The following is a 15,890-nucleotide window of genomic DNA, read 5'->3' as shown; positions in this document are numbered from 1 at the left end:
TGATGTGGATTGGATGCCGGTATAATCGGCGCGGCAAAGAAAATAAAGATCACGCAAAAAGCGGCAGCGCCTGGGAGAGCGATCCGCCAATGCGCACCGGCAGTACCTGCCGGGCCAGCCCGGTTATGGGCTCCGTTTCCACCGCCACCCCGCACAGCGTCGCCTCGCCATTGGCGGGCGTGAACCTGTTGTTGGGAATGCCGGTCAGAAACCGGTTGACCGGCTCGTCGGGTTCCATCCCGATCACGCTGTCGTAATCCCCGCACATCCCCGCATCGCTCATCAGCGCGGTGCCGCCCTTCAGGATGCGATGGTCCGAGGTGGGGATATGGGTGTGGGTGCCCACGACCAGCGTCACCCGCCCGTCGAGGAAATGCCCCATCCCCTGGATTTCCGAAGTCGCCTCGACGTGGAAATCGACGACGATGGCATCGGCCTGCGCCCCGAGCGGACATGCCTCGATCGCCGCTTCCACGGCGCGGAACGGATCGTCCATGGGCGGCATAAACACCCGCCCCAGCGCCTGCACCACCAGCACCTGATGGCCCTTGCGCCCCGTAACGAACGCCGCCCCCCGCCCCGGTGCCCGGCCGGGCAGGTTAATCGGGCGCACGATGGTGCCGTGCCGCTCGATCGCAGTCATCATCTCTCGCTGGTCAAAGGCATGGTCGCCCAGTGTCACGACATCGGCCCCCGCGTCGCGCAACAGCTCGAAATGCTGTTCGGTCAGCCCGCGCCCGTGGCTGGCATTCTCGCCATTGACGATCACGAAGTCGAATCCATGCTGCTCGATCAGCCCCGGCAGGCGCTCGGCCACGGCATCGCGCCCCGCCTTGCCCATCACATCGCCCAGAAACAACAACCTCATGCGACGGGGAACTTCCTGATGCCCGTTTCGGTGACCAGAATGTCGAGCGGCATGTCGTGGGTCTCGCGAGGAATGAAGTCGAGTTCCTGGCCCGAAAAGGCATAACCGACAAGTAGGGTTTTTTTTGAGAGCCTGGCGAGCGTGCGGTCGTAATAGCCCTTGCCATAGCCCAGCCGCGTGCCGAGCTTGTCAAAGCCCAGAAGCGGGATGACGACGATATCGGGCTCGACCACCGGCGCGGTTTCGGCGGGCGCTAGGGTCCCGAACCCGGAGGGGTAAAGCGGCTGTCCCTCTTCCCAGAGCCGCAACTCGAGCGGTTCGCCATCGCCCAGCACCACCGGCAGGCAGACCGGCTGGCCCGAATCGACCAGCGCGGTCAGAAGCGGCTTGCAGTCGATCTCGTCCCGAATTGGCCAGTAAAGCGCCACGACCTTCCCGGTCGCTATCGGAACACCTTCGAGAAAATGGGCGGCGGCATCCTTTGCCATGTCGGCCCAGTCGGCCCTGGCGATAGCGCCGCGCTGCTCGAAGGCACGCTGGCGCAGCCTTGTCTTTTCATCCTCGAACTGGGCCTGCGCTTGGTTCACGAATACCTCGATCACGCAAAAATCGGTGCCGCCCTGGCCGTGGGATGTGTCGATCCCGGGAACCTACACATGTAGGTGGGCGCCGTGTGTCCGAACCCACGGGTCCGGCCAGGGACAGCTCCCTTTAGGATCGATAAGGCCCCGGGGATGCAGTATCCTACACGCACCGGGCAGCACTGTTGATATAGGCGCATTTGGCCGCAGGTCAAAGGGCCTTATGCGTTATAAAGCCCCCGTTATCCGCACCACGCCGTCATCGAACCGCGCGTCGACGCGGTAGACCTCGGCCATGCGTTCGGGCGTCAGCACGTCGTGGAGCGGGCCTTCGGCGGCGAGGCGTCCATGGTCGAGCAGCACGGCGCGGTCGCAAAAGCGGGTGGCGAGGGTCAGGTCGTGGAACGAGGCCAGCACCGTCTTGCCGCGTGCCCGCACCGCTTCGAGCAGCACATATTGATAGTGCAGGTCGAGGTGATTGTGCGGTTCGTCGAGCAGGTAGATTTCGGGATCGAGCGCCAGCAATTGCGCAAAGAACAGGCGCTGCTGCTCGCCCCCCGAGAGATAGCCCGCATCCTCCCCGGCGCGCGCCGCAAGCCCGACGGTTTCGAGCGCGTCCATGCAGCGCTCGTCCGCCTCCCCTCTTGAAAGGCTGAGCGGCAGCAGCCCCAGCCCCACGACGTTCCGGAGCGACAGGCCCGAAAGATTGACCGCCTCCTGCACCAGCGCGCCCACCCGCGCGGCATAGGCGCGGCGCGGCCAGTCCCTTTGCGTCCGACCCTCGAAATGAACTGCGCCCGAACTGGGCTTTTCGGCGCGGTAAAGGATGCGCATCAGGCTCGATTTGCCCGCTCCGTTTGGACCGAGAAGCGCCTGGAACCGGCCCGGGGCGATGGAAAAGCTCACATCGTCGAGGATGCGGCTTTTGCCTTTCCAGAGGCTCACATTGCGGATTTCGGCCAATGCTTCAGAGCCCACGGCGCGCCCTCCGCAAAACGTAGACGAAAGGCGGGGCGGCAAACAGCGCCAGCAGGACGCTGAGCGGCAATTCCTCGGGAGCAAGCAGCGTGCGGCACAAGAGATCGACCACGACCATCACGATCATCCCCAGCACCACCGCCAGCGGCACGAGCCGCCGGTGGGGCGCGCCGACCAATAGCCGCGCCATATGCGGAACGATCAGCCCCACAAAGCCCACGATCCCCGCCCCGGCGACCGAAAGCCCGGTCAGGAGCGCGGCGAGCGAAAAAAGCCCCAGCCGCAGCGCCCCCAGCGGCGTGCCGAGCGCCACCGCCCGTTCATCGCCCAGAAGCACCGCATCGAGCATCGGCGAAAGGAAGAAAACGATGACGCAGGCAATCGGCAGAGCGACCAGCAACGGATTGAGATCGCCCCACCGCGCGCGCGCCGCTGACCCCATGAGGAAGGACAGCGCCTCGCGCGTCACGTGCGGGTCGGCCAGATGGAGGAAAAACGCCGACATCGAGGTAAAGAACAGCGAGACCGCCACCCCGGCAAGGATCACCACCAGCTTGTCGAGATCGCGGCCGGGGGAAAAGGACAGCCCCAGCGTGATCAGGAACGCCGCCATCGCGCCCGCGAACGCCAGAAGCGGCAGCCCGACGCTGGCGACGAACGCGGCGGGGAGCCAGACGATCCCCGCCGTCGCACCGGCCGAAGCGCCCGAAGAGAGCCCCAAAAGATAGGGATCGGCCAAGGGGTTGCGCAGCAGCGCTTGCATGACGACGCCGGAAAGCGCCAGCGCGCCGCCCACCAGCGCCACCATGAAAACGCGCGGCAGGCGCCACTCCCAGATGATGAGCACCAGATTGCGCTGCGCATCGGGGGCGAGGATGAGCGCTTTCAGCCGCTCGTCCCACGGCAGTTCCGCCGTGCCCCAGAACGCCCCCGCCAGCATGGCAAGGGCGAGCGCAACGAGGGACCCGCCAAGCAGGGCGCCATACCGCATCGTCATGGATCAGCGCGCGATATCGAGCGCTGCAAGCCCATCCGAAAGCCGCTCGATGCCATCGACGAACCGCACCCCAAGCACGGTTTCAGAGAACGGCACGGTGACGAACCGCCCTGCCTTGACCGCCGCAAGTTCGGAGAGCACCGGATCGTTTTCCATATAGGCGCGCTTGTCCTCGGCGGTCGACCACCCCGCATCGTTGAGAACGATGACGTCCGGATCGGCGGTCACCACCGCTTCCCATGAAAGATCGGCCCAGCGCCCCTCGACGTCCCCGGCGATATTGTCGAGCCCCACGCTTTCGAGCAGCAGCCCGGCCGACCCGCAACACCCGGCGGAAAACGGCGTATCGGACCCCGAGTCAAAAAGGAACGCGCTGAGGCCCTCGCCCGGCCTGTGTTCGGTCGCCGCATCGAGCCGGGCCTTGAGTTCGGCGATCAGCGCATCGGCACGATCCTCGACCCCGAACAGCGCTCCGATGCGTTCGAGATCGACAAAAATGGTTTCGACCGGGATGCGGGTGTCGCCCGGATATTTGTTGCGGCACTCGGAATCGACCAGATAGGTACCCACCCCCATGGCGTGCCACTCGCTTTCCGGCCCGAGCTGGTTATCGCGGAACGCCGAGGTAAAGCCCGAAAAGAGGAAATCCGCATCGCTGGCGAGTACCACTTCGCGGGCCGGGACCTCCTCGTAATGCTGGCCGATGGACTCATAGGCCGCCTGCCATTTTTCGGGGATGGCGTCCTCAAGATAGGCGGTGGCGATCAGCCGGTCCTCGAGCTCCAGCGCCAGCATGATCTCGGTGGTCTGCTGGAAGACCGAGATGGCGCGGGCGGGTGGCTCGGCATAGTCGAACACCGTCTCGCAGCTTTCGATCGAAACCTGCGCCATGGCCGCCCCCGACACGAGCGAGAGCGACGCGGCAAGAAGGATTTTACGCGTAATCATGGGTCTGAACCTCGTGGATGATCAGGTGGGAAAGGGGGCGGCGCTCGACCAGAACCGTCGTGACGAAAGCGGCGACATCGGCTTGTGTGTCGAGCCGATACCAGCGCCCGGCGGGATAGTGCGCAACGACAGGCCCGCCATTGCAGGGAAAGAGGCACCCGGTTGTGGCAACCAGCGTCGAGCGCATCACCCCCTGGCGCGATAGCTCGGCATTGAGCACGTCGCGCAGCAGCCCCGAGCGCCGGTACGTGCAGCGCGGTCCGGTACAAACCAGAAGATGATCGCGATAGGCCGGCACATCGTCCCAGCCCTTCCCCTCGATACTCCCGGTCTCGACATCGACGGGCCGGGCGCTCTCGGCCCGCGCAATGGCTTTTTCCGCAATGACGCGCAGCACGTCGCCATCATCGATCTGGTCGGAAGCGAGCCGCACCGAGAGACCGGCCACCGCGCTTTCGCGCTGCCAGTAGCCCAGCGCACCGGGCAGCCAGGCCATGAGACTATCGGAAAACGGCAGGCCGACCGGTTGGACGAGGATGTCGCGCGCACCTTCCCCGACGAGGTCATCGAGCGCTTCCATGGCGCTCTGCCCGGCCCCTTCCATGCGCACGACACGGCAGGGCATGTGCGCGGCGGCACAAAGCCCGGCCTGCAATTGCCTGAACCTTCGCGCGCTGAGATAGGGCTGGGAAACGAGAAAGAGGATGGCGTCAGGCACGAGGACCCGCCCTTCGCAAAAGCGAAGGCGGATGCGGCGTCCATTGCCCGTGCAATGTCAAACAGACCATTCCTGCCCCCTGCCGGCACACCTCGTCCGGACGTTGGATCACTGGCTGTCGGCAGGTCTCCTGGCTCGCGGCTCTGGCGTCGCTTCGCCCCTTCCCGGCCCCGGGGGCCAGTGGATATGGCGAAAACGACTCACCGCTTACAGTTGCGAGGGCAGCCCCGGTTTTGGCCCCTTATGGGTAGTCCGCACCGTATTCCCTTTTCATCCGCGCTTTGATTGGCGGAACCGTCAGCACAATCTGCTTAAGCGAGGCGGCGCCGGTTGGCAAGCCCGGGGCATGTCCCGCTCATTGCTGGGGCTGGTCCTGCCCCGTCGCATCGATGGCCGTCGCCATGGATTCGATCCGCCGCGCGACGTCGGACAGCTTGGAGGCGAACCGGCTCTCCATGGCCTCGGCTTCGGCGGCCACAGCACTGCCCGCACGCGTCACCGAATCGAGTTCGGCCCTGAGCGCATTGAGCTTGCGTTCGGCCTCGACCAGTTCGTCCACCACCGCGATCCCCGCCATCACCGTCAACCGGTTGTCGCCGATTTCGCCAAACGATTCCTTGTAGTCGTCGATATAGCCGTTGAAGCGCGCCGCCAGAGAAATGAGACGGGTTTCCTGCCCGTCCTCGCACGCCATACGGTATTTGCGGCCATTGATTTCGACGCTGACCTCAGCCACGGGCTTCTCCTTCCAGGACGTCCCGCACCGTATCGATCACATCGCCTAGACGCTGGGACACCATGTCGGCGGTGTCGTCGATCCGCGTGGCGCGGGCGCGGGCCTCTTCGAGTTCACCGGCAAGACGCTGGTTTTCGCTCTCCAGCCTTGCCACCGCGCGCATCCGGCCCGAAAGCGCGCGCATCGAGGTGTCGAGCCGGTTCATGGCCCTTTCGAGCCGTTCGGCGGCGGTATCGTAACTCTCGCCATTGCCCGATGTCATCGCTCCGGCCCTTCCGAATCCCGACTACACACAGGAGCCCACAATAACCCCAAACATGGCGAGAATGGCAAGGGCAGGCGCACGCAGGGCAGTCGCATATGAATCTGCGCTTGTGGCTTCACCCCTCCCCAACCCTCCCCATCAGGGGAGGGTGTTTCCTTTTCCTTGTTGTCTCCCTACGCACAAGGCTAGCACCTCCCCCCTTGTGGGGGAGGTTGGGAGGGGGGGGTCGGCGTTAGCCGAAGCATATGCGATTGCCCTGCAGGCGCACGGCAGTATCATTGACTCGAAAGCGCTGTCTGTTATGTGTCGGCACGCGCGAGCACGCCGCGCCGTAAAGGCCGCATCGCACCGCATCCTTGAGGCGTCGAAAACGGGAAAATCTCATGACGGACAGAGCGAAACACGATGCCATGGCCAACGCGATCCGCGCCCTCTCGATGGACGCGGTGCAAGCCGCGAACTCGGGCCACCCCGGATTGCCCATGGGCGGGGCGGACATCGCCGCCGTTCTTTTCGGCAAGGTGATGAAGTTCGACGCGAGCGCCCCCAACTGGCCGGATCGCGACCGCTTCATCCTTTCGGCCGGCCACGGCTCGATGCTGCTTTATTCCGCGCTCTGGCTGCTCGGCTACGAGGACATGTCGCTTGACGATATCAAGCATTTCCGCCAGCTCGGCTACAAGACCGCCGGCCATCCCGAATACGGCCACGCGGCGGGCATCGAGACCACCACCGGCCCGCTGGGCCAGGGCATCGGAAACTCGGTGGGTTTTGCCATCGCCGAAGCCAAGCTCAAAGCCGAGTTCGGATCAGATCTGGTCGATCACTTCACCTATGTTTACGCCGGTGACGGGTGCCTGATGGAAGGCATCTCCCAGGAAGCCATATCGCTGGCCGGGCATCTGAAGCTCTCAAAGCTCATCGTCATCTGGGACAACAACAACATCACCATCGACGGCAAGGTCTCGCTCGCCGACTCCACAAACCAGCTCGAACGTTTCAAGGCGTCCGGCTGGAACACCATGGAGATCGACGGCCACAACCCTGACGAGATCGAAGCCGCGCTTTTGAAGGCGCAGAAATCCGACAAGCCCACGCTCATCTCGGCCAGGACCGTGATCGGCTTCGGCTCGCCCAACAAGGCCGGAACCAACAAGGTCCACGGCTCCCCGCTCGGCGACGAGGAAATCGCCCTTGCCCGCAAGGAACTGGGCTGGGAGCACCCCGCCTTCGTCATCCCCGAGGATATCCTCGCCCATTGGCGCGCCGCAGGCTCACGCGGCGCCGAGGCCCGCAAGGCCTGGGACGCCCGCCTTGCCGCGTCGAGCGACAAGGCCGAGTTCGAGCGCCGCGCCTCGGGCACGCTGCCCGAAAACTTCAAATCCGCCATGGCGGATTACAAAAAGAAGCTGGCGGAGAAAAAGCCCAAGCTTGCCACCCGCGCCTCGTCCCAGAACGCGCTCGAAGTGCTCAACGGCGTCGTGCCCGAGACCATCGGCGGATCGGCCGACCTCACCGGCTCGAACAACACCAACACCAGCCAGACCCTCCCCTTTTCGGCAGACGATTATTCCGGCCGCTATATCCATTACGGCATCCGCGAGCACGGCATGGCCGCCGCCATGAACGGCATTGCGCTCCATGGGGGGCTTTACCCCTATGGCGGCACCTTCATGTGCTTTACCGATTATTGCCGCCCTTCGATCCGGCTGGCGGCCCTGATGGGTATCCGCGTCGGTTTCGTCATGACCCATGATTCCATCGGGCTGGGTGAAGACGGCCCCACCCACCAGCCGGTCGAACACCTTGCTGCCCTGCGCGCCATTCCCAATCTCCTCGTCATGCGTCCCGCCGATGCGATGGAAGCCGCCGAGTGCTGGGAAATCGCACTCACGATGGAAAAGACCCCCTCGATCCTCGCGCTTTCGCGCCAGGGCCTGCCCGCCCTGCGGGACCAGTATTCGGAAGAAAACAGGTCCCTTCTCGGCGCCTATACCCTCTGGGGCGCGGACGATGCCGATGCGGTGATCTTTGCCACCGGCTCGGAAGTCCAGATCGCGCTTGCAGCGGCAAAGGAACTGACCGAAGCGGGCATTTCCGCGCGCTGCGTCTCGGTGCCCTCGATGGAACTGTTCGCCGCCCAGAGCGAAGACTACAAAAAGTCCGTACTCGGCACGGCCAGGGCGCGCGTTGCGGTCGAGGCCGGCATCGAGATGGGCTGGCACAAGCTTCTCGGCGACAAGGGCCGCTTCGTCGGCATGACCGGGTTCGGTGCCTCGGGCGAGATCAGCGACCTCTACCAGCACTTCGGCATTACGACCAAAGCCGTTATTGAAGCGGCCAAGGCACAGTTGTAAGCAAATCTTAAGGACGGGACGCGAAAGCGCCCTGCCCCTCCCCGTCCGACATTCATTTTTCAAGGAGCATGTCCATGACCGTCCGCGTTGCGATCAATGGCTTTGGCCGCATCGGCCGTAACGTCCTGCGCGCCGTAATCGAATCCGGCCGCACCGACATCGAGGTCGTCGCCATCAACGATCTGGGTCCGGTCGAGACCAACGCGCACCTCATCCGCTTCGACAGCGTGCATGGCAGGTTCCCCGGCACCGTGACGGTCGACGGCGACACGATCGATGTCGGCCGGGGCCCGATCAAGGTCACCGCCGTACGCAACCCGGCCGAATTGCCCCACAAGGAACTGGGCGTCGACATCGTTCTCGAATGCACCGGCATCTTCGCGACCAAGGAAAAAGCGTCCGCTCACCTCGAGGCCGGCGCCAAGAAGGTTCTCGTCTCCGCGCCCGCCGATGGCGCCGATCTTACCGTGGTCTATGGCATCAACCACGACAAGATCGCAAAGGAGCACGTCGTCATTTCCAACGCGTCGTGCACCACCAACTGCCTTGCGCCCCTCGCCTATATCTTCAACGAGACGGTCGGGATCGAAAAGGGCTACATGACGACGGTCCATTCCTATACCGGCGACCAGCCCACCCTCGATACGCTCCACAAGGATCTTTATCGCGCGCGGGCCGCGGCGGTCTCCCAGATCCCCACCTCGACCGGGGCCGCCAAGGCCATCGGGCTGGTGCTGCCGGAACTCAAGGGCAAGCTCGACGGCATCTCGGTACGCGTGCCGACCCCCAACGTCTCGCTGGTCGATTTCAAGTTCATCGCCAAGCGCGACACGACACCTGAGGAAATCAACGAGATCGTCCGCACCTACACGGCGGGCAAGCTCAAGGACGTCCTGAGCTTCACCACCCAACCCAACGTTTCGATCGACTTCAACCACGACCCCCATTCCTCGACCGTCGCGCTCGACCAGACCAAGGTGCTGGGCGGCAATTTCGTCAATGTGCTGAGCTGGTACGACAACGAATGGGGCTTCTCGAACCGCATGCTCGATACCGCCATCGCATTGGCAAAAACGCTCTGAGCCAGATTCGTTCGAGAAAAGGCGCTCCCCCCAACGGAGCGCCTTTTTCTTGCCTATCGCTCCGCCTTGCGCCACTCTGGCCGCTCCGAGGGGGAGTGCAACTGAACCTGACCGGGTGCCGATCATGACCGCCTTCAAGACCCTTGACGATTTCGACCTCACCGGCAAGCGCGTGCTCCTGCGCGTCGACCTCAACGTCCCCGTCAAGGACGGCAGGGTGACCGACACGACCCGAATCGAACGGGTCGCCCTCACCATCCGGGAAATCGTCAACAAGGGCGGCCTGCCCATTCTCCTCGCCCATTTCGACCGCCCCAAGGGCAAGATCGTCCCCGAAATGAGCCTCAGGATCGTCGTCGATGCCCTCAAGGACATCGTCGCCAAGCCGGTCATTTTCGCCGATACGGACTGGAACGATCTCGCCGGCGTCAAGGCCGCCATTGCCTCGGCGGACCCGGGCAGCGTCATCCTCGTTGAAAATACCCGCTTCCACCCCGGCGAGGAAAAGAACGATCCCGCCCTCGTCGCCCGTATGGCAAGCCTTGGCGACATCTATATCAACGACGCCTTCTCGGCCGCCCACCGCGCCCACGCCTCGACCGAAGGCCTTGCCCGCGCACTGCCATCGGGCGCGGGCCGCGCCATGGAGGCCGAACTCAACGCGCTCGGAGCCGGGCTGGGCAAGCCCAAAAAACCGGTCATCGCCATCGTCGGCGGCGCCAAGGTCTCGACCAAGATCGATCTGCTGGAAAACCTCGTCACGCGGGCCGAGGCGCTGGTCATCGGCGGAGGCATGGCCAACACCTTCATTTACGCGCTGGGCTACGACGTGGGCAATTCGCTGTGCGAACGCGACCTCAAGGACACCGCGCTAAGGATCATGGACAAGGCCGAGGACGCCCGATGCGCCATTATCCTGCCCATCGACGGGGTGGTCGGCTGGCATTTCGAGGCCAACACCCCCTCCCGCGTCTACGGGCTCGACGCCATCGACAAGGACGGCATGGTGCTCGACGCCGGTCCCCAATCGGTCGAAAAGATCAAGACCGCAATCAACGAAGCCAGCACCATCGTCTGGAACGGCCCCCTGGGCGCTTTCGAGATTCCGCCCTTCGACAAGGCGACCGTGGAAGTCGCCCGCCACGCCGCCGAACGCACCAAAAAGGGCCACCTCGTCTCGGTCGCCGGCGGCGGCGACACGGTCGCCGCCCTCGCCCATGCCGGGGTCAAGGACGATTTCACCTACGTCTCGACCGCCGGCGGCGCGTTCCTCGAATGGATGGAAGGCAAACCCCTGCCGGGCGTTGACGCGCTCAGGGCATAGCCCGCTACAACTCTTGTAGAGTGCCGCGCTGTGCATTACATTGTCATTCACGACAATGGAGTGGATCATGGCCGCAAACGCTCTCGTTCAGGCGCGCATCGATAATAAGATCAAACAGGAAGCGGCCGCCGTGCTCGAAAGCATGGGGTTGACCATATCCGATGCCGTCCGGCTCATGCTTGTCCGCGTAGCAAGCGAAAAGGTTCTGCCCTTCGAGCTTGTTGTCCCCAATGCCGAAACCATTGCGGCCATGAAGGAGGCGCGTGCAGGCAAAGGCGTGCACGTAGGTTCGATTGACGCGCTCATGGCCGATCTGAATGCGGACGATTGAGCGCACCACCGCGTTCAAGAAAGACTATAAGCGCGAGAAGCGAGGGCGGCATGCCAAAACGCTCGACTCGGATTTGCACACATTGCTCCAAGCATTGATCGATGACCGGGAACTGGATCTGAAATATCGCGACCACGCCCTGATCGGAAACTGGAGCGATCATCGCGATTGCCACTTGCGGCCGGACCTGATCCTGATTTATCGCAAACCCGACGACGCAACACTTCAACTCGTCAGGCTTGGCTCGCATTCCGAACTCGGTCTACAGGTTCCCCGCCCCGCCTCATCCCTTCGTTCAATACCAGAACGTCTAATCGATCAGACCGCTACATCTGCGGTATTTTGAAAGCTCCAGATTTCCCCCAATCTACGGAGCCATAAACTCATGTCCGGTCTGAGCGACATCGCCCGCCAACTCGTAGCGCCCGGCAAGGGCATCCTCGCCGCCGACGAATCCACGGGCACCATCAAGAAGCGCTTCGATACCATCGGGGTCCAGTCCACCGAAACCAGCCGCCGCGATTACCGCGAGATGCTGTTCGGGGCCGACGAGGCGATGCGCGAGTATATTTCCGGGGTGATCCTGTTCGACGAGACCATCCGCCAGTCCGCCGCCGATAGCACCCCGTTCGTCGACATGCTCCGCGCCAACAACTGCCTTGCGGGCATCAAGGTCGATACCGGCGCCAAGGCCCTCCCCTTCCATGAGGGTGAAACCGTTACCGAAGGACTCGACGGCCTGCGCGAGCGACTAGCCGAATACGCAAAGATCGGCGCCGCCTTTGCCAAATGGCGCGGCGTCATCGCCATCGGCGAAAACAAGCCCTCCCGCGCCGCGATCGTTGCCAACGCACAGGCCCTCGCCCGTTACGCGGCACTCTGCCAGGAAGCAGGCATCGTGCCGATCGTCGAGCCGGAAGTTCTTGCCGATGGCAAGCCGGGCGATCACACCGTCGAGATTTGCGAGCGCGTCACTACCGAAGCGCTGGCCGAAACCTTCGAGCAGCTTCGCCTGGCGGGCGTGGAACTCGAGGGCATGATCCTAAAGCCCAACATGGTCATCCCCGGCGTCAACGGCCCCCGCGTCAGCGTCGAGGACGTCGCGGCCCGCACCGTGCGCACCCTCAAGGCCACCGTTCCGGCCAGCGTGCCGGGCATCGCCTTTCTTTCCGGCGGCCAGACCTCGGAAGAGGCCAGCGCCAATCTTTCCGCCATGCACCAGATCCCCGATCTGCCGTGGCGGCTCACCTTTTCTTATGGCCGCGCCCTTCAGGCCGAAGCGCTCGCCGCGTGGGGCGGCAAGGCGGAAAACGTCGCCGCAGCCCGCAACGCCTTCGTCCACCGCGCCCGGATGAATTCGCTGGCCTCGCTCGGTCAATGGGCCCCCGAGATCGACCGCGCCGCCTGATTTCATTTTACCCGTCTTTCCTTGCCCACCGGGACGCTGTATCCAACAGCGTCCCTTTTTTGTCATACTTGCTGGCAAGAAGGGCTCACGATCATCGGGCAGGGCCAATGGCATACCAGACATTTCTCATCGCACCGGACAATGCCGACCCGGCGACCCTTGCCGCAAAGGTCGAAGCCATACTGGCGGCCGTCCCCGTCGCGGTGCTGCTGCTCCCGCACGGCGAGCGCGCCGACCCCGATTACGTCGCACTGGTCAAATCCATTGCCCCGTTCGCACAATCAAAAGGCGTTGCGGTGCTGCTCGACAACCGGCCCGACCTCGTAAAGCCCCTCGGAGCGGATGGCGTCCATATCACGGGCGGCATCAAGGCCGTGCGCGAGGCCATCGCCACCCTCAAGCCCGATCATATCGTGGGCACCGGAGACATCGGCTCCCGCCACGAGGCGATGCTGCGCGGGGAACTCGAGATCGATTATCTCCTTTTTGGCGATCGCGAGCAAAGCGATGCGGAGATGGCCGACTGGTGGGCCGAAACCTTCGAGGTGCCCTCGGTCTATCTTGCCGCCAGCATCGAGGACCCGGCCCTTACAACCATTGGCTCCGAGTTCGTCGCCTTCGAGGGTGCCGTCTGGGACGCGCCGAAAAGCCTTTGCCGGTTGACGGGGGTGTCTTCATGAAAAGAGCCCTTGCGGCAGCTTTCGCGCTCGCCATCACGCTCGGCGCGACCCCGGCCATGGCCCAGCACGAACAGATGGACGAGGCGCTCGATATCTCGCGCATGCTGCTCGCCCCACCACCGGGCATAGACCCCGCCTATGGCGCCTTCCAGCGCGGCTATTATCTCACCGCCCTGCGCCTTGCCCTGCCGCGCGCCGAAGCCGGGGACGCGACCGCCCAGACCCTTATCGGGGAGATCTACGCCAACGGGCTGGGAGTCCCCCAGGATATCCCGCGCGCCATAAGCTGGTACGCGCAGGCCGACTCGAACGGCGACATCCAGGCCAGCTTCCAACTCGCGCTGATCTACCAGAGCGGCATCGGCGTCGAGCGCAACCGCCAGCGCGCCGCGGCTTTGTTCAGGAAGGCCGCCGAGGGCGGGCACATCGCCGCCAAATATAATCTCGGGCTCCTCCATGTCGAAGGCGTTTACGCCGAACCCAGCCTTTCCCTTGCCGCCGATCTCATCGGCGAGGCCGCCGAAGCGGGCTACCCGGAGGCCCAGTACGATTTCGCCGTCATGCTGCTCGAAGGGGCGGGCATCGCGCCAGACACGGCGCGCGGCATCGAACTGATGCACAAGGCCGCCAATCAGGGGCTCGTCGACGCCCAGATCGAATACGCCACCATGGTATATCTCGGCAGGGGCGTGGAGCGCGACGCCCAAGAGGCCGCGCGCTGGTACGGCACCGCCGCCCAGTCGGGCAATCCTGTGGCCCAGGCCCGCTACGCCATGATGCTCGCCACCGGCGAGGGCGTCGCTGCCGATATGGAACAGGCGGTCATGTACCGCGCGCTGGCCCGCCGCCAGGGGCTGACCGACCCCAATCTCGACCGCATGCTCCAGACCGCCTCCGCCGAGGAACAGGCCGCAGGCGAGGAGCGCGCCCGCTTCTGGCCCGCCGAACCCCCGAGCGCCATCGCCCAAACGCCCGAGCCCGACGCCCCCTTCCCCACATCCATCGATTGGGGCGAGGACTAACGCTGCACTTGAATGCAGCCCGTTTCTGGGGCAAAAGCCAGCCCGAAGACATTTACCGACGCGCCGGAATTTTCCCGCGCCAGCAAGAAGCAATCGAACCCATGAAAATCAACGGCAACGAAATCCGCCCCGGCAATGTGGTGATGCACCAGGACAAGCTCTGGGTCGCGGTGAAGGTCGATCACGTCAAGCCCGGCAAGGGCGGCGCCTACGCCCAGGTCGAACTCAAGTCCATCGTCGGCAACACCAAGCTCAACGAGCGCTTCCGCTCCGCCGAGACCGTCGAGCGCGTCTCGCTCGAACAGCGCGACTTCCAGTTCCTCTACGCCCAGGGCGACGCGCTGGTGTTCATGAACACCGACACCTACGACCAGATCGAGCTCGAAACCGATTTCGTCGGCGAGCGCGCCGCCTTTCTTCAGGACGGCATGATGGTCACCGTCGAGATGCACGAGGACACCCCGCTCGGCATCCAGTTGCCCGCGCAGGTCACCCTCGAGGTCACAGAGACCGAGCCGGTGGTCAAGGGCCAGACGGCGGCCAACTCCTTCAAGCCCGCAACCCTTGAGAACGGGGTCAAGGTCATGGTTCCGCCGTTTGTCGGAACCGGCCAGAAGATTATCGTCTCGACCGAAGACGTCACCTACGTCCGCCGCGCGGACTGACGAGGATATAGCTTTATGGCCCGTTCGGCGCTCTTGAATGTGATGGTCAATGCCGCCCTGAAGGCCGGCAGGGGCCTCATCCGCGATTTCGGCGAGGTCGAAAACCTGCAGGTCTCGCGCAAAGGGCCTGCCGATTTCGTCTCGGTCGCCGACAGGCGCGCCGAAAAGGTGGTGATGGACGAACTGATGAAGGCCCGCCCCACCTATTCGCTGCTCATGGAAGAGGGCGGCGAGGTCAAGGGCACCGACGGGATGCACCGCTGGATCATCGACCCCATCGACGGGACGACCAATTTCCTCCACGCCATCCCCATCTTTGCCGTGGCCATCGCGCTCGAACGCAACGGCGAGATCGTGGGCTCGGTCATCTACAACCCCGTGATGGACGAGCTGTTCACCGCCGAAAAGGGCAACGGCGCCTGGCTCAACAACCGCCGCCTGCGCGTCGCAAGCCGCAAGCACATGGCCGATGCCCTTCTCGTGACCGGCATCAATTCGCAAGGGCGCAACGTCGATGCGCTGCAATTGCGCCAGCTCGCCCACATCACCCCCGCCGTCTCGGGCATCCGCCGGTCCGGCTCCATCTCGATCGATCTCGCCTGGCTGGCGGCAGGACGCTTCGATGGCGTCTGGGAAGCCGGCCTCGCCCCCTGGGACGTGGCGCCCGGCCTTCTGATGGTCAGGGAAGCCGGCGGCTTCGTCACTGATTACGCGGGCGGTAACGACGCGGTCTCCAAAGGCGAAGTGGTCGCCGCCAACGAACACCTCCAGCCCGCACTCCTCAAGGCGATCCAGACGGTCCAGTAGCGGAACCCGAAACCAGAGCATTTCCGTTTTTTTGATGGGAACGGTGTTCTCCGGCGGTCATCGCAGGATCGCTCTGGTTTCCGGGAATAAATCCCGGAATGACATTGGTGTTTTTGGCATGAT

17 protein-coding genes, 1 other RNA gene, 1 pseudogene and 1 riboswitch are annotated in these 15,890 nt (G+C 64.1%); of the genes and pseudogenes, 10 read left to right on the top strand and 9 right to left on the bottom strand.

Features of this window, described 5'->3' with window-relative positions; genetic code table 11:
* Nucleotides 1-49: 49 nt before the first annotated feature.
* The 9 genes from DQG18_RS13365 to DQG18_RS13325 all read right to left on the bottom strand — a co-directional run bounded on the left by DQG18_RS13365 (nt 50) and on the right by DQG18_RS13325 (nt 6,088).
* Nucleotides 50-868 (bottom strand): TIGR00282 family metallophosphoesterase, encoded by an 819-nt coding sequence (locus DQG18_RS13365; protein WP_116654745.1) that lies wholly within the window; start codon nt 866-868, stop codon nt 50-52.
* On the bottom strand, nt 865-1,455 hold the full coding sequence (locus DQG18_RS13360) for a 5-formyltetrahydrofolate cyclo-ligase (protein ID WP_157970159.1): 591 nt from the start codon (nt 1,453-1,455) through the stop codon (nt 865-867). The genes DQG18_RS13365 and DQG18_RS13360 overlap by 4 nt, the downstream gene beginning before the upstream one ends.
* A 21-nt stretch (nt 1,456-1,476) precedes the next feature.
* Nucleotides 1,477-1,635: non-coding RNA, 6S RNA (ssrS, locus tag DQG18_RS13355), on the bottom strand.
* Between the two features lie 42 nt (nt 1,636-1,677).
* Nucleotides 1,678-2,427, bottom strand: a complete 750-nt coding sequence (locus tag DQG18_RS13350) for an ABC transporter ATP-binding protein (RefSeq protein WP_157970158.1) — start codon at nt 2,425-2,427, stop codon at nt 1,678-1,680.
* The gene (locus tag DQG18_RS13345; RefSeq protein WP_198669770.1) at nt 2,417-3,424 is read right to left on the bottom strand and encodes a FecCD family ABC transporter permease; all 1,008 of its coding nucleotides are present in this window, start codon (nt 3,422-3,424) and stop codon (nt 2,417-2,419) included. The genes DQG18_RS13350 and DQG18_RS13345 overlap by 11 nt, the downstream gene beginning before the upstream one ends.
* A gap of 3 nt (nt 3,425-3,427) precedes the next feature.
* The gene (locus DQG18_RS13340) at nt 3,428-4,372 is read right to left on the bottom strand and encodes an ABC transporter substrate-binding protein (RefSeq protein ID WP_116654743.1); all 945 of its coding nucleotides are present in this window, start codon (nt 4,370-4,372) and stop codon (nt 3,428-3,430) included.
* Entirely contained in the window at nt 4,359-5,090 is a 732-nt protein-coding gene (locus tag DQG18_RS13335) for a (2Fe-2S) ferredoxin domain-containing protein (RefSeq protein WP_116654742.1), read from the bottom strand. Before DQG18_RS13335 ends, DQG18_RS13340 begins: the two co-directional genes overlap by 14 nt.
* Nucleotides 5,091-5,193: 103 nt before the next feature.
* A riboswitch (cobalamin riboswitch) is annotated at nt 5,194-5,404 on the bottom strand.
* 41 nt (nt 5,405-5,445) lie between these two features.
* A complete protein-coding gene (locus DQG18_RS13330; RefSeq protein WP_116654741.1) occupies nt 5,446-5,826 on the bottom strand; it encodes a cell division protein ZapA in 381 nt (126 codons plus the stop codon).
* Nucleotides 5,819-6,088, bottom strand: coding sequence for a DUF4164 family protein (locus tag DQG18_RS13325; RefSeq protein WP_116654740.1), 270 nt, complete (start codon nt 6,086-6,088; stop codon nt 5,819-5,821). The genes DQG18_RS13330 and DQG18_RS13325 overlap by 8 nt, the downstream gene beginning before the upstream one ends.
* Before the next feature lie 386 nt (nt 6,089-6,474).
* Here DQG18_RS13325 and tkt point away from each other — a divergent pair, with 386 nt between their 5' ends.
* From tkt to DQG18_RS13275, 10 genes and pseudogenes are all read left to right on the top strand, one after another.
* Nucleotides 6,475-8,448: a transketolase gene (tkt, locus tag DQG18_RS13320; protein ID WP_116654739.1), complete on the top strand. Its 1,974-nt coding sequence runs from the start codon at nt 6,475-6,477 to the stop codon at nt 8,446-8,448.
* 74 nt (nt 8,449-8,522) lie between these two features.
* Nucleotides 8,523-9,530 (top strand): type I glyceraldehyde-3-phosphate dehydrogenase, encoded by a 1,008-nt coding sequence (gene gap, locus DQG18_RS13315; RefSeq protein WP_116654738.1) that lies wholly within the window; start codon nt 8,523-8,525, stop codon nt 9,528-9,530.
* Between the two features lie 124 nt (nt 9,531-9,654).
* Nucleotides 9,655-10,854: a phosphoglycerate kinase gene (locus DQG18_RS13310; protein ID WP_425454226.1), complete on the top strand. Its 1,200-nt coding sequence runs from the start codon at nt 9,655-9,657 to the stop codon at nt 10,852-10,854.
* A 67-nt stretch (nt 10,855-10,921) separates the two neighbouring features.
* A complete protein-coding gene (locus DQG18_RS13305; protein ID WP_116654805.1) occupies nt 10,922-11,185 on the top strand; it encodes a type II toxin-antitoxin system RelB/DinJ family antitoxin in 264 nt (87 codons plus the stop codon).
* Nucleotides 11,172-11,450, top strand: a pseudogene (locus tag DQG18_RS13300) (type II toxin-antitoxin system YafQ family toxin); the annotation flags it as partial. The gene DQG18_RS13305 and the pseudogene DQG18_RS13300, both read left to right, overlap by 14 nt.
* Nucleotides 11,451-11,570: 120 nt before the next feature.
* Nucleotides 11,571-12,593 carry a class I fructose-bisphosphate aldolase gene (locus DQG18_RS13295; protein ID WP_116654736.1) on the top strand — a complete coding sequence of 341 codons (1,023 nt, stop codon included), beginning with the start codon at nt 11,571-11,573 and terminating at the stop codon, nt 12,591-12,593.
* Nucleotides 12,594-12,700: 107 nt separating this feature from the next.
* Nucleotides 12,701-13,273 carry a thiamine phosphate synthase gene (locus tag DQG18_RS13290; protein WP_157970157.1) on the top strand — a complete coding sequence of 191 codons (573 nt, stop codon included), beginning with the start codon at nt 12,701-12,703 and terminating at the stop codon, nt 13,271-13,273.
* Nucleotides 13,270-14,295, top strand: coding sequence for a tetratricopeptide repeat protein (locus DQG18_RS13285; RefSeq protein WP_116654734.1), 1,026 nt, complete (start codon nt 13,270-13,272; stop codon nt 14,293-14,295). The genes DQG18_RS13290 and DQG18_RS13285 overlap by 4 nt, the downstream gene beginning before the upstream one ends.
* Nucleotides 14,296-14,396: 101 nt before the next feature.
* Nucleotides 14,397-14,960, top strand: a complete 564-nt coding sequence (gene efp / locus DQG18_RS13280) for an elongation factor P (protein WP_116654804.1) — start codon at nt 14,397-14,399, stop codon at nt 14,958-14,960.
* 15 nt (nt 14,961-14,975) lie between these two features.
* Nucleotides 14,976-15,767, top strand: a complete 792-nt coding sequence (locus DQG18_RS13275; RefSeq protein WP_116654733.1) for an inositol monophosphatase family protein — start codon at nt 14,976-14,978, stop codon at nt 15,765-15,767.
* Nucleotides 15,768-15,890 lie beyond the last annotated feature (123 nt).

The organism is Pelagibacterium sediminicola (genome assembly GCF_003390885.1).
GTDB classification, from domain to species: Bacteria; Pseudomonadota; Alphaproteobacteria; order Rhizobiales; family Devosiaceae; genus Pelagibacterium; species Pelagibacterium sediminicola.
This window is presented reverse-complemented; position numbering and strand designations above follow the sequence as displayed.